Genomic DNA, 14,441 nt, shown 5'->3' with positions numbered 1-14,441 from the left:
GCACTCTACCGACGGGCGGGTGCCGTGTAAGCAGTCACGATGCGGCAGACTCGTTTCCGCACCCCACCCCGCGAAAGGCGATCAAGACGTGAGTCCCTTCCTCGACCTGCCCCCGCTCAGCGCCGCCGAGTTCGCGGCGATCGAGGACCGGGTGGCCGCGCTGCTGCACACCGGGGCCGACGTGATCGTCACCCAGGGGGAGGCGCTCCTGCCCCTGGAGGCCGCCATCCGCGGCGCCGCGCACCCCGGCTCGACCGCCCTCAACATCGTCACCGGCCCGTACGGCCAGACCTTCGGCAACTGGCTGCGCTCCTGCGGGGCGGAGGTCGTCGACCTGGCCGTGCCCTTCGACGGCGCGGTGAGCGCCGAACAGGTGGCCGAGGCCCTGGACGCCCACCCGGAGATCGACTTCGTCTCCCTGGTGCACGCCGAGGCCGCCACCGGCAACACCAACCCGGTCGCCGGGATCGGTGCCGCGGTCCGCGAGCACGGCGCGCTGCTGATGCTCGACGCGGTGGCCTCCGTCGCCGCCGAGCCGCTGCTCACCGACGAGTGGGGCGTCGACCTGTGCGTCATCGGCGGCCAGAAGGCGATGGGCGGCCCGGCCGGGGTCTCCGCCGTCTCCGTCTCCGAGCGCGCCTGGGAGCGGATCGCCGCCAACCCGGCCGCCCCGCGCCGCTCCTACCTCTCGCTGCTGGACTGGAAGGAGCGCTGGACCGACGCCGGCCGCGCCGTCCTGCCGCACGCCCCGGCCCAGTTGGAGATGCTCGCGCTCGGCGCCTGCCTGGACCGGATCGCCGCCGACGGCCTGCCGGCCGTGATCGCCCGCCACCGCGCCGCCTCCGCCGCCACCCGGGCCGGCGTCCGCGCGCTCGGCACCCTGGCCCCGTACGTCGTCGAGGACGCCCACGCGGCGCCGGTCGCCACCACCGTGCGCACCCCGGACGGCGTGGACGCGACCGCCCTCGCCGCGCGCCTCGACCCGGCCCTGCCGGTCCAGCCGGGCGGCGGCGCGCTGGCCGGCTCGATGCTGCGGGTCAACCACTACGGGCAGGCGGCCGCGCTGGACACCGTCCGCGCCTGCCTCACCGGCCTCGCCGCCGCCACCTCGGCCGACCCGGCGCCCGCCCTGGCCGCCGCCGAGGCCGCCTGGAGCGCGACCGTCCGGGCCTGAGCCGGGGCACGGCGGTCCGGGCCGGGCCGGCGCGCGACCGTTCGGGCCCGGGCCGGAACGCGACCGTTCGGGCCCGGCGGCCCGGGGCAGCCGGCACCACGCGCGGCAGCGGCCCTCGGAGGACGTCCTCCGAGGGCCGCTGCCGTGTCCGGGTGTCAGTGCCCGTTGACGCCCACCACCTCGACGCCGCGGATGTTCCGCTCGATCTCCTCCGCCGGCAGCGCGATCGCCAGCGCCCAGTAGTAGACGACCAGCGAGAACACCACCACGACGACGATGTCCCACCAGAGCGGCAGGTTCCCGCGCGCGCCCACGCCGAAGGTGCCCTGCCAGGAGATCAGGCCCATCCCGATCAGGTAGACCGGCAGCCACTGCCCGGCCCGGAAGTCCATCCGGGGCGCGTTCGGCACCCCCTTGGAGCGCGCGTACCAGGAGTACCCGCCGAGCAGCAGGTAGCCGATCACGATCGCCAGGCCCAGCCGCCACAGGGTGTCCCAGCCGGACCAGTAGATGACCAGGCTGGCCACCGCGAAGGCCAGCGGCGAGATCACCGCGCCGCCGGGCAGGTGGTACGAGCGCTCCATCTTCGGCAGCCGCTTGCGCAGCACCCCGAAGGCCAGCGGGGCGCCCGCGTACATCAGCACCACCGCCGAGGTGATGAAGCCGACCAGCCGCTGCCAGCTCGGGAAGGGCAGGAAGCAGATCACCCCGGCCGCCCAGGCGATGAGCAGGCCGAGCCAGGGCACCGCGCGCCTGTCGGTGGACTGCAGCGCCTGCGGCGCGTAGCCGTTGCGGCTCAGGCCGTAGGTGACCCGCGAGCTGGAGGTGATGTAGACCAGCCCGGTGCCGGCCGGCGAGACGACCGCGTCGATGAACAGCACGGTGGCCAGCCAGCCCAGGCCGATCAGGGTCGCCAGGCCGGCGAACGGCCCGCTGATCCCGGGGTAGTCGAGCGCGCTCCAGCCCTGGGCGAAGGTCTCCGGCGGCAGCGCGCCGATGAACACCACCTGGAGCATCACGTAGACGATCGTGCCGATCACCACCGAGCCGAGCACCGCGCGCGGGATGTCCCGGCGCGGGTTGCGGCTCTCCCCCGCCCACTGGATGGCCTGCTCGAAGCCGAGCAGCGCGAAGATCACCCCGCTGCTGCTGATCGCGGTGAGCACGCCCTTGGCGCCGTCCGGCGCGAAGCCGTGCACGTCGAAGTTGGAGCCGTGGAACTCGGTGAGACCGAGCGCGAAGATGGCCAGCACCGGGACGGCGACCTTCCACACGGTGGCCGCGCTGTTGGTGTGCGCGAGCAGCCGCACGCCGAGGAAGTTGATGGCGACGAACAGCCCGAGCAGCACGGCGGCGACCACGAAGCCGGTCCCGGTGAGGGTCAGGTCGTCGTGCAGCAGGCCGCGCGCCCAGGTCCAGTGCCGGGCGTAGTTGATCATCGCCTGCACCTCGATCGGCGCGATGGTCGCGGCCTGCAGCCAGGTGAACCAGCCGAATGACATCCCGGCGAACCCGCCGAAGGCGTAGTGCGGGTAGCGGGCCGTGCCGCCGGCCACCGGGAACAGCCCGCCCAGCTCGGCGTGCACCAGCGCCAGCAGGATGATCGCCACCGCGCCGATGCCCCAGGACAGCAGCGCGGCCGGCCCGGCCGCCACCGCCGCCTTCTGCGCCCCGAACAGCCAGCCGGAGCCGATGATCGCGCCGACCGAGGCCCAGAGCAGTCCGATGACACCGACCTCGCGCCGCAGCGCGGTGTGCCCCGAGCCGGGCGGATTGGATGAGGAATGGGCCATGGCCGATCGCCTCTCGAAGCAGGAGGAAGTCCTCCGACAGTGCCGCAGCGCCACCGCCGCCCCGCCCCGAAACGCCCCGCGCCCCGCGCCCCTCACTCGAACAGCCGGTCGCAGGCGCCCGCCGGCACAGTTCCCGAAGCGTTCACCCGCCCGGCACGTGGAACTCACCGGAGGCAGGCAGGCTCCCGGATAGAGCCCGAAGTTGGCTATACAACTTCAGGCCCTACGACAGCCGTAGTGCCGCCGAGGAGGAGACCGTGACCGAGCTGCCGCCGTACTGGCTGCGCGACAACTGCCCGTGCCCCGAGTGCCGGGACCCGCGCAACGGGCAGAAGCTGTTCCGGATCGACGACCTGCCGGACGGCCTGGCGGTCGCCGGGAGCACGGAGGCCGACGGGCACCTGGAGGTGCGCTGGTCGGACGGGCACCGCTCCCGCTACCCGCTGGAGTGGCTCGACCGGGCGGACGGCGACGACGGACGCACCGAGCACGGCAAGCGGCTCTGGACGGCCGCGGACTTCGCGGCCGGCCTCCCCGGGGCGCGGTGGGAGGCCTACCTGGACGACCCCGCCGAGCGGGCCGCGGTGCTGGCCGCCGTACGGCGCGACGGCTTCGCCGTGCTGCGCGGGGTGCCGGCCGTGGAGCGGCAGGTGCTGCGGGTCGCGGAGAGCTTCGGGTACGTCCGGGTCACCAACTACGGGGAGCTGTTCGACGTCCGGGTCGAGCCGGACCCGAACAACCTCGCCTTCACCAGCGCCGCCATCGCTCCGCACACCGACAACCCGTACCGGGACCCGGTGCCGACCCTCCAGCTGCTGCACTGCCTGGAGAACTCGGCGACCGGAGGCGACTCCGGGCTGGTGGACGGGTTCCGGGCCGCCGCGGTCCTCCGGGAGGAGGCGCCGGACGCGTTCGAGGTCCTCACCCGCACGCCCGTCCCGTTCGTCTTCCGCGACCGCCGCACCGAGCTGCGCGCCGACCGGCCGCTGATCGAGGTGGACCCGCGGGGCCGGATCCGCGAGGTCAGGTTCAACGACCGCTCGATCGGCACCGTCCGGGGGATCGGCCCGGACGACCTGGACGCCTTCTACGCCGCCTACCGCCGCTTCGCCGCGGTCACCCTGCGCCCCGGCCTCCGGCTCGCCTTCCGCCTCGGCCCCGGTGACTGCCTGGTCTTCGACAACACCCGTCTGCTGCACGCCCGCACGGCGTTCCAGCAGGACGGCCACCGGCACCTCCAGGGCTGCTACGCCGACCTCGACGCGCTGAACAGCACCCTCGCCGTGCTGCACCGCCGCGCCGCCGCCCTGGACACCATCGCCGAGCTGTTCGCCGGCGAGGGCGCCGGGGAGTACCTGGGCGAGGAGGTCACCATGGCCGAGCACATGCTCCAGGCCGCCGCTGCCGCCGAGGCCGCCGGGGCGCCGGCGCACCTGGTCGCCGCCGCACTGCTGCACGACGTCGGGCACTTCCACGGCGCCCTGCACGGCCGGGACCTGATGGACGGCCGGGACAACCGCCACAGCGACTCGGGGGCCGACTGGCTGGCCCAGTGGTTCGGCCCGGAGGTCACCGAGCCGGTCCGGCTGCACGTGGCCGCCAAGCGCTACCTGTGCGCGGTCGAGCCCGGGTACCGGGAGCGGCTCTCCGCTGCCTCCGCGTACACGCTGGAGGTCCAGGGCGGCCCGATGGACGAGCGGCGGGCCGCCGCCTTCGCCGAACTCCCGGGCGCCCGGGACGCGGTGGCGGTACGGCGCTGGGACGAGCGGGCGAAGGTGGCCGGCGCCCCGGTGCCGGGCTTCGAGCACTACCGCCCGCTGCTCGCCGCGCTCATGCGGTGAGGACGCCGGCGCGGCGCGGGGGCCGGCTCAGTCCAGCTCCCGCGCGTGCCGCGAAAGGGCCGAAGTGGCAAGGGAGTTGTGCACGCTGAACGCCACCGTCCCGGGCAGGTAGCGGTCCTGGGACCACTCCACCGGCGTGCCCGTCGGGTCGGTCGTGCGGCGCCGCTCGCGCAGCAGCGGACCGCCCCGGCGGCAGCCGAGCAGCCGGGCGTCCTCGGCGTTGGCCGGGACGATGTCGATGGTGTGGTCGGCGTCGGTGAACAGGATGCCGTGCTCGCGCAGCACCTCGGTGTGCGAGACCACGTCCGGCGGCAGCTCTGCGACGATCTCGCCCACCCGCGGCGGGTAGACGGTGCGTTCGACCATCACCGGCGTGCCGGACAGCGTGCGCAGCCGGACGATGACGTACACCTCGGCGCCCGGCTCCAGGCGCAGTTGCTCGCGCTCGGCGGCGTCGGCCGGGCGGCGCACCAGCGAGTCCAGGATGCCGCCGGGCTCCTCGCCCATCGAGTACGCCCAGTGCGTGAAGCTGAGCAGTTCGGAGAAGCTCTGCACCCGGGCGCCGCCGAGCACCACCCGGCGGGTGCCGCGGCGGGAGGTGACCAGTCCGTCGGAGCGCAGCACGGCGAGCGCCTGGCGGACGGTGCCCCGGGAGACGCCGTACTGCTCGGCCAGCGCGCCCTCGGCGGGCAGCCGGCCGGCCTCGCCGAACGCGCCGGTGGTGATCGCCTCGCGCAGGTCGGCGGCCACCTTCCGGTACAGCGCGCCGGGGCGCTCGGCCGGGCTCTCCCCGGCGGCCGAGTGGCCCCCGGCTGCCGGGCGCCCCTCGGCCTCGGGGCGCTGGGGCTCAGTTGCCACGTCAGTCAATGTCCCTCCTGGGGCGGTGTCCTGCGCAGCCGTACCGGCGCGGACAGCCCGACCTTATCCCGCTGCGCCTTCGAAGCATCGCACCGAACGGATCGCGCTCCGATGGCCGGATTCCACCGTTCCCGCAGCCGACCCCGGTTCTGGGCCGTCCGTTCACCTTCCCGTCACCGGGCTCCGGCGTACTTACTGCCGTCAGCGAAGTTGGCTAGTCAACTCGGACGACGTCGATCGATCGCTCAGCCGGCCGGTCCGCCGCCCTTCGCGAGACGCAAGCCCGCGGGCCCCCCGCGAACGCCCCTCGCAGTACGCCCCCTCAACAGGAGACCTCCCCGTGACCGTGCACCGCGCCCGCGCCGCCGCCTTCGCGGCCGTCCTGACCGCCGCCGCGCTCTCCCTCACCGCCTGCGGCTCCGCCGGTTCGAGCGCCAAGTCCGGCGACACCGCCAAGGGCGGCGCCAAGGACGCCAAGACGGCCACCTCCGCCGCCGACTTCGGCGGCATGGACGGCCTGGTCGCCGCCGCCAAGAAGGAGGGCAAGCTGCACGTCATCACGCTGCCCCGGGACTGGGCGAACTACGGCAGGATCATCGACAGCTTCAAGGCGAAGTACGGCATCGAGGTCGAGGAGGAGAACCCGGACGGCTCCAGCCAGGACGAGATCAACGCGATCAACTCCCGCAAGGGCCAGGACCGCGCCCCCGACGTGGTCGACCTGGGCAGCGCCTTCGCCCTCCAGGCGGTCAAGGACGGCATCCTCGCCCCCTACAAGGTGGCCACCTTCGACAAGGTGCCGGACACCATGAAGGACGCGAACGGCGCCGCCGTCAACGACTACGGCGGCTACGTCTCCATCGGCTGCGACGCCAAGAAGATCGCCAACTGCCCGAAGACCTTCGCCGACCTGCTCAAGCCGGAGTACAAGGGCCAGGTCGCCCTCAACGGCAACCCGACCAAGTCCGGCTCGGCCTTCGGCGGCGTCTACGCGGCCGCGCTCGCCAACGGCGGCTCGCTGGACGACATCCAGCCCGGCATCGACTTCTTCGGCAAGCTGAAGCAGTCCGGCAACTTCAACCCGGTCGAGTCGACCCCGGCCACCATCGAGAAGGGCGAGACCCCGATCTCGATCGACTGGTCCTACCTGAACGCCGGCTACACCGACGAGTTCAAGGACAAGGGCGTCGACTGGAAGGTCTCCATCCCGGTCGACGGCTCCTACGCCCAGTTCTACAACCAGGGCGTCAACAAGTGGGCCCCGCACCCGGCGGCCGCCCGCCTGTGGCAGGAGTACCTGTTCAGCACCGAGGGCCAGAACCTCTTCCTCGGCGGCTACGCCACCCCCTCCACCTTCGAGGCGCTGAAGAAGGACGGCACCCTGGACGCCCCCGCGGCCGCCAAGCTGCCCACCGTCGAGAAGCCGTTCACCACCTTCCCGACCGTCGACCAGATCAACGCGGCCAAGAAGGTCGTCACCGAGAACTGGACCAAGGCCATCGCGGGCTGACACCCGCGCCGCGCACCGCACTTCGGGCTGAGAAAAGGCACTCATGACCACGGCTCCCACCCCGGTGCCGACCACCCCCGCCGCCACCTCCCCCGGTGGCGGCGCGGGGGCGTCCGCCACCGCCACGACCTCCCCCGCCACCACCGCGCCCACCCCGCGGCGCCGCCCGCTCGCCCGCCTCGGCGGCGCGTCCTGGCTGGCCGCCGTACCGCTGCTGCTGTTCTTCCTGATCGGCTTCGGGCTGCCCACCGTCGCCATCGTGATCGGCGCGTTCACCACCTCCAGCGACGCGGAGACCGGCGCCGGGCAGTTCACCTTCGACAACCTGACGGCCTCCGTGCAGGGCGGTTACCGGACGGCCATGCTGAGCAGCCTCAAGCTCTCCGCGCTGACCGCGCTGCTCGCCACCGCGCTCGGCCTGCCGCTCGCCCAGGCCGTCGTCACCTCCCGGCACGGCTGGCTGCGCCAGGCGGTGCTCACCGCCTCCGGCGTGCTCGCCAACTTCGGCGGCCTGCCGCTCGCCTTCGCGTTCGTCGCCACCCTCGGCAACGCCGGCGAGATCACCAAGCTGCTGCACCTCACCGACCACGGCTGGTCGCTGTACTCCTTCACCGGCCTGACGATCGTGTACCTGTACTTCCTCGTCCCGCTGATGGTGCTCACCATCACCCCGGCCCTGGACGGCCTGCGGACCCAGTGGCGCGAGGCGGCCCAGAACAACCGCGCCACCACCCTCCAGTACTGGCTGCACGTCGCGCTGCCGATCCTGCTGCCCTCCCTGCTCGGCGGCTTCGTGCTGCTCTTCGGCAGTGCCTTCGCCGCGTACGCGACGGCCGCCGCCATGGTCGGCGCGACCGTCCCGCTGGTCAGCCGCTCGATCGCGGACGCGCTCTCCGGCAACGTGCTGGTCGGCCAGGGCAACCTCGCCCTCGCCCTCAGCCTCAACATGATCGTCGTGGCCGTCCTGGTGATGGCCGTGTACCTCCCCCTCCAGCGCCGGAGCGCCCGATGGCTCAGCTGACCACCCCCGCCCGCCCCGGCCGCCGCACCGTGCGCTGGTGGCGCGGCGCCGTGCTGCTGCTCGCCGGCGTCTACTTCCTCGTCCCGCTCGCGGCCTCCTTCTGGTTCTCGATCGACGACCCCAAGGGCCTCAGCCTCGACGCCTACACCGGGCTGCTCTCCGCCCCCGGCTTCCTGGACAGCCTCTGGCTGACCCTCGGCCTCGCCCTGGTCACCGTGGTGGTGCTGCTGCTCCTGCTGGTCCCGGCGCTGATCGCCGTCCGGCTCGGCTCGCCGAAGCTGCGCCCGGTCATCGACGTGCTCTGCACCCTGCCGCTGGTCGTCCCGCCGGTCGCGCTGACCGCCGGCCTCATCGGCGTGCTCCGCTGGGGACCGGACTACCTGATGGACACCCCGTTCTTCCAGACCTTCGTGTTCGTCCAGGACCCGGACTTCCCGCTGGTGCTGGTCATCGCCTACGTGCTGATGGCCCTGCCGCTCGCGTACCGCGCCCTGGACGCCGGCCTGCGCTCGATGGACGTGCGCACCCTGGTCGAGGCCGCCCGCAACTGCGGCGCGAGCTGGCCGCGCGCGGTGTTCACCGTCGTCCTGCCGAACCTGCGCGGGGCCCTGCTGAACGCCTCCTTCCTCACCCTGGCCCTGGTGCTCGGCGAGTTCACCGCCGCGTCGATCCTCGGCTTCCAGCCCTTCCCGGTCTGGATCTACTCGGTCGGCAACAGCCAGGCCCACATGTCGGTCGCGGTCTCCATCCTGAGCCTGCTGCTCACCTGGCTGCTGCTGCTCCTGCTGGCCACCGCCGGGCGCGAGCGCCACGCCAAGACCGCCACCTCCTGAAACCCCCCGGAGTCACCAGTCATGACCACGGCCACCGCCACCGCCGACGGCGTCACGCTCTCCCCCGGCAGCGCCACCGTCGAATTCCGCTCCCTGCGCCGCGCGTTCGGCGCCACCACCGCCCTCGACGGCCTGGACCTGACCGTCCGCCCGGGCGAACTGCTCGCCCTGCTCGGCCCGTCCGGCTGCGGCAAGACCACCGCGCTGCGCATCCTGGCCGGCTTCGAGCAGCACGACTCGGGTGAGGTCCTGGTCGACGGCCGGGACATCACCGCGATCCCCGCGCACAAGCGCGACGCCGGCATGGTGTTCCAGTCCTACAGCCTCTTCCCGCACCTGACCGCGCTGGACAACGTCGCCTTCGGGCTGCGGATGCGCGGCACCGGCAAGGCCGAGCGCCGCAGGCGGGCCCAGGAGCTGCTGGAGCTGGTCGGCCTGCCGCACCGCGCCGAGCACTACCCGCACCAGATGTCCGGCGGCCAGCAGCAGCGCATCGCGCTCGCCCGCGCGCTCGCCCTCCAGCCGCGCGTCCTGCTGCTGGACGAGCCGCTGTCCGCGCTGGACGCCAAGGTCCGCCTCCAGCTGCGCGAGGAGATCCGCCGCCTCCAGCAGGAGCTGGGCATCACCACCCTGTTCGTCACCCACGACCAGGAGGAGGCGCTGTCGATGGCCGACCGGGTCGCGGTGCTGCGCGCCGGGAGGCTGGAGCAGTGCGCCGCCCCGTCCGAGCTGTACGGCCGACCGGCCACCGCCTTCGTCGCCGAGTTCGTCGGCACCATGAGCCGCATCCCGTGCACCCGGACGTCGGACGGCGTCGAGGTGCTCGGCCGCCGGCACCCGGTGGACGGCGCGATCCCGGCCGACGGCGAGCTCCAGGTGCTGGTGCGCCCGGAGAACGTCCTCCTGGCCCCGGCCGAGGACGGCCCCGCGCTGGTGGTCACCGCGTCCTTCCTGGGCGCCGTCACCCGGCTCACCGTCCGGCTGGACGACGGCACCGAGGTCAAGGCCGACCTGCCCACCGAGGCCGCCGCCGCGCTGCCGGCCGGCGCGCGGGCCGCGCTCACCCTGCCGGACCGCCCGGTCCTGGTGGACCGCCGCGCCGCCTGAGAGCCTCGTACCTCCCCGCTCCGTCCGAAGAACCACCGGAAGAACCACCGAAGGTACCGCCATGCCTGACACCGCCGTGCCCGACTCCACCGGGCCCGATTCCTCCGGATCCGCGCACTCCGCCGGACCCGCGCACCCCGCCCGGCCCGCCGCCGCGCTGCCCGCCGCCGTCCTGTTCGACATGGACGGCACCCTGGTCGACACCGAGCAGCTGTGGTGGCGGACCGCCGCCGAACTCGCCGAGGAGCTGCGCCACCCGCTCACCGACCGGGACGCCCCCGAGGTGCTCGGCCAGGCCGTCGAGCACACCGCCGCCCACCTGCACAGGGTCAGCGGCACCGCCCTCGGCGAGGCCGAACTCGCCGCCCGGCTGGGCGAGTCCTTCGCCGCCAAGGTCGCCGCCGAGACCGTGCCGCGCCCCGGCGCGCTCGCCCTGCTCGCCGCGCTGCGCGACGCCCGGGTGCCCACCGCGCTGGTCTCCGCCTCCCCGCGCCGGGTGGTGGACCTGGTGCTGTCCGCCATCGGCCGGGACTGGTTCGCCGTCACCCTGGCCGCCGAGGACACCGAGCGCACCAAGCCCGCGCCCGACCCGTACCTCGCCGCCGCCCAGCGGCTGGGCCTGGACCCGGCCGTCTGCCTCGCCGTCGAGGACACCCCGACCGGCGTCGCCTCCGCCACCGCGGCCGGCTGCGCCGTGCTCGCCGTGCCGTCCACCGCGGTGCCGATGCCGCGGGGCGAGCGGATCACCCTGCTCGCGAGCCTGGAGCTGGCCGACCTCGCCCTGCTCGGGAAGCTCGCCGCGGCCGGCGCGGTTCGACCCTGACATGCCCTATCTCCTGCTCGCCCTCGCCATCGTCAGCGAGGTCTGCGCCACCAGTTGCCTCAAGCTCACCGAGGGGTTCACCCGGCTCTGGCCGAGCCTCGGCGTCGGCGTCGGCTACGCGCTCTCCTTCGTGCTGCTCGGCCGCGCGCTCAAGCACATACCCGTCTCGATCGCCTACGCGGTCTGGTCCGGGGCCGGCACCGCGGCGGTCGCCGGGATCGGCGTGGTCGCCTTCGGCGAGTCGCTCGGGAGGCTCCAGTGGCTGGGCATCGCGCTGGTGATCGTCGGGGTGGTCGTGCTCAACCTCAAGGGCGGCCATTCCTGACGTGCCGTCACCTCCGGTACCGACCACCGGCGCCGCCGGCACCCCATCGTCCGTGTACGCCTCACACTGGGACCGTCGGCGTCAAGAGTGCGTCGACGGCCCGTAAAGGTCGCGCAAACATCCTGTCCCCGACCCCCGCAGCGGCGATCATCGACGCACTGGTCGGGGCTATGCTCGCCCGGTCCGACAAAAGACGCATCGGGGGGCGAAAGTGGCCGACTTCAGAGTCAGTACCGAATTCCTCACCAAGCTGGCCCAGGACCTCAGAGGCTGCGGCGACGAGCTCGAACAGGGGCTCAAGGCCTTCGAGGCGGCCGGCCACACCGGCACCGGCTTCGACTTCCTGGACGAGGCCTGCGGGCACTTCAAGGACAAGTGGCAGTTCGGCCTGAAGAAGGTCCGCGAGTGCGTCAAGGTCCTGGACCAGGGCCTCGAACAGGTGCGGAAGAACTACGACGGCACCGAGCAGAGCATCGTCAAGGTCCTGGCCCCGGCGGGGAAGTCGTGACCGCCCCGACGCCGCCGGCGCCCGACTGGTCCGGCCTCGGCTTCAACCCCACCCCCGGCGACCCCGCCGCCGTCACCGCGCTCAGCAACGGCCTGCGCCGGGTGGGCCAGCACCTGAGCGGCGTGCACACCACGCTCGCCCAGCTCTCCGGCAACCAGGGCGAGTGGACGGGCGAGGCGGCCAAGCAGTTCGCCACGCAGTTCGGCAAGCTGCCCGGCTACCTCCAGGACGCCTCCGACTCGATCACCGCCGCCTACACGGCACTCGACGTCTGGTACCAGGCGCTGACCGAACACCAGCCCAAGGCCGCCGAGTTGGCCGCCTCCGCGGTCGCCGCCAAGAAGCGCAAGGAGGAGGCGGAGCACGCCCACAGCGCCGCGGCCGCCGCCCCCGACCTCCGACTGGCCGGGCAGCACTTCCCCGACGACGCCGGCCTCGCCGCCGCCGAACAGCGCTACAACAAGGCGAAGAGCCACCTGGACTCGGCCGCCAACCTGCTCACCAGCGCCACCAACGAGCTGGCCGGCCTCCAGCAGCAGGCCCACGAACTGGCCGGCACCCACGAGTCGGACGCCCGGAAGACGGCCGAAGCCGTCCGCAAGGCCGCCGACAGCAAGGCGCCGCCGGAGCCGGGCTGGCTCAGCAAGGTCGGCGACTGGTTCAAGAACCACGGCGCGGACCTCCTGACGGTGGCGGCCGGCGTCTGCGGCGTCGCGGCGATCTTCTTCCCCGCCTTCGCGCTGCCGGCTCTCCTGCTGAGCGCCGCCGCCGCGGGCGCGCACGCGACCCAGTACGCGGCCAAGGGGCAGCTGTGGCCGCCGCAGAAGTACATCGGCAACTGGCTGACCCTGGGCGGCGACGTCCTCGGCGCGATCCCCGGCGTCGGCGTCGCGGCCAAGGGCGTGACCGCCGTCCGGGAGGCCCGCGCCGCCGGCGCGGGCGTGCGCGGCGCGGTCTCCGCCGGATCCACCGAGGTCCGGACCGCCGCCCGGGCGATCGACCCGGCCAACCCGGTGTTCACCACGGCGATCGAGAAGCCGGCCGTCAAGCTCGGCGTCTCCAGGGCCGCGGCGATGAACATCTCCGACGGCGTGCAGGCCGCCACCACCGCCGGGCTCAACACCCCGACCGCGTACGCGCTCACGCAGGACAGCCCGAGCGACGACCTGGCCAGTGCGGTCAACTACACCACCGGCGGCAACAGCGTCGTCGGCTCGGCGGGCATGGTGGCCGGAGGCGGCAAGGCCAACGTCGTCATCGGCAGCGTGTCCACCGTCGGCAACCTGCTCGGCATGGGCGGATGGGCGGCCGGCTATGGCCGTTGAGACTCCGGGGGCCACCAACCCTCCGCTCTGGCTCGACCTGCCCGCGGGCTTCACGGCCGTCGACCTGGACGAGGACCCGGGCGACCGGATGGCCCGGCTCGCGGAGCGACTGGACGCGCTCTTCCCCGAGGCCGGGGCCGAGCAGAAGCTCGCCGCCGTGATCGCGTCCGAGACCGCGCTCCAGGCCCAGCTGCGGGAAGGCGCGGTCCACGTCTCCGGTTGTCTGGTCCGGGCCGAGGACGGCGGTCCGATCCACGGCGTGCTCTCCGTCTTCCTCCGCCCGCAGGACCTCGGCCCGTCGGGCAGCTACCCGGCGCGGGTCGCCGCGGAGCTGGCCGAGGCCTGGCCGGACGCCGACGTCGGCGTGGTGGAGCTGCCGATCGGCCGCGCCGCCCTGGCCGCCCGCGAACTGACCGTCCCGGTGCCCGGCGCGGTCTGGGGCGTGCCGGAGCCGGCCGTCACCACGGTCCGCCAGCTCGAACTGCTGGTCCCGCACCCGTGGAGCCGGCACGTGGTCGCCGCCGTCTTCACCACCGAGGACGTCGACCACTGGGACGAGTGGCTGCCGCTGGTCGCCGCCGCGTACCGGGGCATCTCCTTCCACCCGCCCCGGGACGAGAGCCGCGACGCCCTGCCGCGCGAGCAGTGGGACAACATCCGGAAGGCCTTCGGGTGACCCTCGACCAGTCCGAGCAGGGCACTCGGAGCGGGCCGCGCCGAGTCGGGGGTGCGCTGGTCCTCGTCGCCCTCTCCACCGCCATGCTCGTCGCCGTCATCGCGCTGGACGTCTACGTCAACTCGTTCCTCGCCACCGTGGTGGGGTTCGGCTACCCCCTGGTGATGCTGATCGCGTTCGCCCTGCGCCGCGACGCCGACACCAACCCCGCGTTCCAGAAGAGGATGTTCGTCTACGGCACGGCCGTCTGCGCGGTCGCCTTCGTCGCGTACCTCTCGGGTTCCGTAGCCTGGACCAACCTGATCCTGGGCTCGGGCCGGACGGTGGATGCCGTGGTCCTCGACGAGAAGGTCACCGACTCGCTCCACGGCACCGGACGGGCGTACACCCTCGCCGCCACGGAGCTGAACGACGAGGTCCCCGGTGGCCCGCTCGAGGAGCCCGACGCCCGGTTCAAGCGCGGTGACGTGGTCGCCGTCCGGATGGACCCGGCCGGGCGGGTCGCCCCCAAGCTGCCCGGCGAGGTCGGCTCCCCTGCCTACCCGCTGCTGTTCATCGGCTGCAACGTGCTGATCGCCGGCACCGTGCTCTGGTCCGTACGCAGGCCCGGTCCGTCGCCCGCCTGAGCGCATTCGCCCCGGCGACGG

At 73.6% G+C, this 14,441-nt stretch carries 14 protein-coding genes; 12 read left to right on the top strand and 2 right to left on the bottom strand.

Annotated features, from left to right (window positions below; genetic code table 11):
* Positions 1 to 88 precede the first annotated feature (88 nt).
* The gene (locus tag ACZ5GH_RS26005; RefSeq protein ID WP_464335370.1) at positions 89 to 1,174 is read left to right on the top strand and encodes a pyridoxal-phosphate-dependent aminotransferase family protein; all 1,086 of its coding nucleotides are present in this window, start codon (positions 89 to 91) and stop codon (positions 1,172 to 1,174) included.
* Between the two features lie 155 nt (positions 1,175 to 1,329).
* On the opposite strand, the gene ACZ5GH_RS26000 is transcribed toward ACZ5GH_RS26005, so the two are convergent.
* Entirely contained in the window at positions 1,330 to 2,967 is a 1,638-nt protein-coding gene (locus ACZ5GH_RS26000; protein WP_387758390.1) for an APC family permease, read from the bottom strand.
* Positions 2,968 to 3,224: 257 nt separating this feature from the next.
* Between ACZ5GH_RS26000 and tmpA the strand changes: the two genes are divergently transcribed.
* Complete coding sequence (tmpA, locus tag ACZ5GH_RS25995) at positions 3,225 to 4,808, top strand: 2-trimethylaminoethylphosphonate dioxygenase (RefSeq protein ID WP_464335369.1); 1,584 nt, start codon at positions 3,225 to 3,227, stop codon at positions 4,806 to 4,808.
* A gap of 27 nt (positions 4,809 to 4,835) precedes the next feature.
* On the opposite strand, the gene ACZ5GH_RS25990 is transcribed toward tmpA, so the two are convergent.
* A complete protein-coding gene (locus ACZ5GH_RS25990; RefSeq protein ID WP_464335368.1) occupies positions 4,836 to 5,666 on the bottom strand; it encodes a GntR family transcriptional regulator in 831 nt (276 codons plus the stop codon).
* Positions 5,667 to 6,006: 340 nt separating this feature from the next.
* Here ACZ5GH_RS25990 and ACZ5GH_RS25985 point away from each other — a divergent pair, with 340 nt between their 5' ends.
* The 10 genes from ACZ5GH_RS25985 (at position 6,007) to ACZ5GH_RS25940 (ending at position 14,420) form a co-directional block, all read left to right on the top strand.
* A complete protein-coding gene (locus ACZ5GH_RS25985; RefSeq protein ID WP_464335367.1) occupies positions 6,007 to 7,176 on the top strand; it encodes an ABC transporter substrate-binding protein in 1,170 nt (389 codons plus the stop codon).
* 43 nt (positions 7,177 to 7,219) lie between these two features.
* Positions 7,220 to 8,197: an ABC transporter permease gene (locus tag ACZ5GH_RS25980; RefSeq protein ID WP_387758385.1), complete on the top strand. Its 978-nt coding sequence runs from the start codon at positions 7,220 to 7,222 to the stop codon at positions 8,195 to 8,197.
* Positions 8,185 to 9,030 carry an ABC transporter permease gene (locus ACZ5GH_RS25975; RefSeq protein ID WP_464335366.1) on the top strand — a complete coding sequence of 282 codons (846 nt, stop codon included), beginning with the start codon at positions 8,185 to 8,187 and terminating at the stop codon, positions 9,028 to 9,030. The genes ACZ5GH_RS25980 and ACZ5GH_RS25975 overlap by 13 nt, the downstream gene beginning before the upstream one ends.
* A gap of 21 nt (positions 9,031 to 9,051) precedes the next feature.
* Complete coding sequence (locus ACZ5GH_RS25970) at positions 9,052 to 10,137, top strand: ABC transporter ATP-binding protein (RefSeq protein WP_464335365.1); 1,086 nt, start codon at positions 9,052 to 9,054, stop codon at positions 10,135 to 10,137.
* A gap of 61 nt (positions 10,138 to 10,198) precedes the next feature.
* On the top strand, positions 10,199 to 10,960 hold the full coding sequence (locus tag ACZ5GH_RS25965; RefSeq protein WP_464335364.1) for an HAD family hydrolase: 762 nt from the start codon (positions 10,199 to 10,201) through the stop codon (positions 10,958 to 10,960).
* Between the two features lies 1 nt (position 10,961).
* Positions 10,962 to 11,285, top strand: a complete 324-nt coding sequence (locus ACZ5GH_RS25960; protein ID WP_387758379.1) for a DMT family transporter — start codon at positions 10,962 to 10,964, stop codon at positions 11,283 to 11,285.
* Between the two features lie 211 nt (positions 11,286 to 11,496).
* Complete coding sequence (locus ACZ5GH_RS25955; RefSeq protein WP_387758378.1) at positions 11,497 to 11,793, top strand: hypothetical protein; 297 nt, start codon at positions 11,497 to 11,499, stop codon at positions 11,791 to 11,793.
* The gene (locus tag ACZ5GH_RS25950; protein ID WP_464335363.1) at positions 11,790 to 13,118 is read left to right on the top strand and encodes a putative T7SS-secreted protein; all 1,329 of its coding nucleotides are present in this window, start codon (positions 11,790 to 11,792) and stop codon (positions 13,116 to 13,118) included. Before ACZ5GH_RS25955 ends, ACZ5GH_RS25950 begins: the two co-directional genes overlap by 4 nt.
* Entirely contained in the window at positions 13,108 to 13,794 is a 687-nt protein-coding gene (locus tag ACZ5GH_RS25945) for a hypothetical protein (RefSeq protein ID WP_464335362.1), read from the top strand. Before ACZ5GH_RS25950 ends, ACZ5GH_RS25945 begins: the two co-directional genes overlap by 11 nt.
* A complete protein-coding gene (locus ACZ5GH_RS25940; RefSeq protein WP_464335361.1) occupies positions 13,791 to 14,420 on the top strand; it encodes a hypothetical protein in 630 nt (209 codons plus the stop codon). The genes ACZ5GH_RS25945 and ACZ5GH_RS25940 overlap by 4 nt, the downstream gene beginning before the upstream one ends.
* The last annotated feature ends 21 nt before the right edge of the window (positions 14,421 to 14,441 follow it).

Source organism: Kitasatospora sp. Xyl93 (assembly GCF_055383135.1).
The sequence above is the reverse complement of the archived record's forward strand: the minus strand, read 5'-3'. Positions and strand labels throughout refer to the sequence as shown.

What these genes read in the sequence shown, in the direction of transcription:
- ACZ5GH_RS25970 (WP_464335365.1), top strand. Translation starts at nt 9,052, where the DNA reads ATGACCACGGCCACCGCCACCGCCGACGGCGTCACGCTCTCCCCCGGC.
- ACZ5GH_RS26000 (WP_387758390.1), bottom strand. Translation starts at nt 2,967, where the DNA reads ATGGCCCATTCCTCATCCAATCCGCCCGGCTCGGGGCACACCGCGCTG.
- ACZ5GH_RS25960 (WP_387758379.1), top strand. Translation starts at nt 10,962, where the DNA reads ATGCCCTATCTCCTGCTCGCCCTCGCCATCGTCAGCGAGGTCTGCGCC.
- ACZ5GH_RS25945 (WP_464335362.1), top strand. Translation starts at nt 13,108, where the DNA reads ATGGCCGTTGAGACTCCGGGGGCCACCAACCCTCCGCTCTGGCTCGAC.
- ACZ5GH_RS25980 (WP_387758385.1), top strand. Translation starts at nt 7,220, where the DNA reads ATGACCACGGCTCCCACCCCGGTGCCGACCACCCCCGCCGCCACCTCC.
- ACZ5GH_RS25965 (WP_464335364.1), top strand. Translation starts at nt 10,199, where the DNA reads ATGCCTGACACCGCCGTGCCCGACTCCACCGGGCCCGATTCCTCCGGA.
- ACZ5GH_RS25975 (WP_464335366.1), top strand. Translation starts at nt 8,185, where the DNA reads ATGGCTCAGCTGACCACCCCCGCCCGCCCCGGCCGCCGCACCGTGCGC.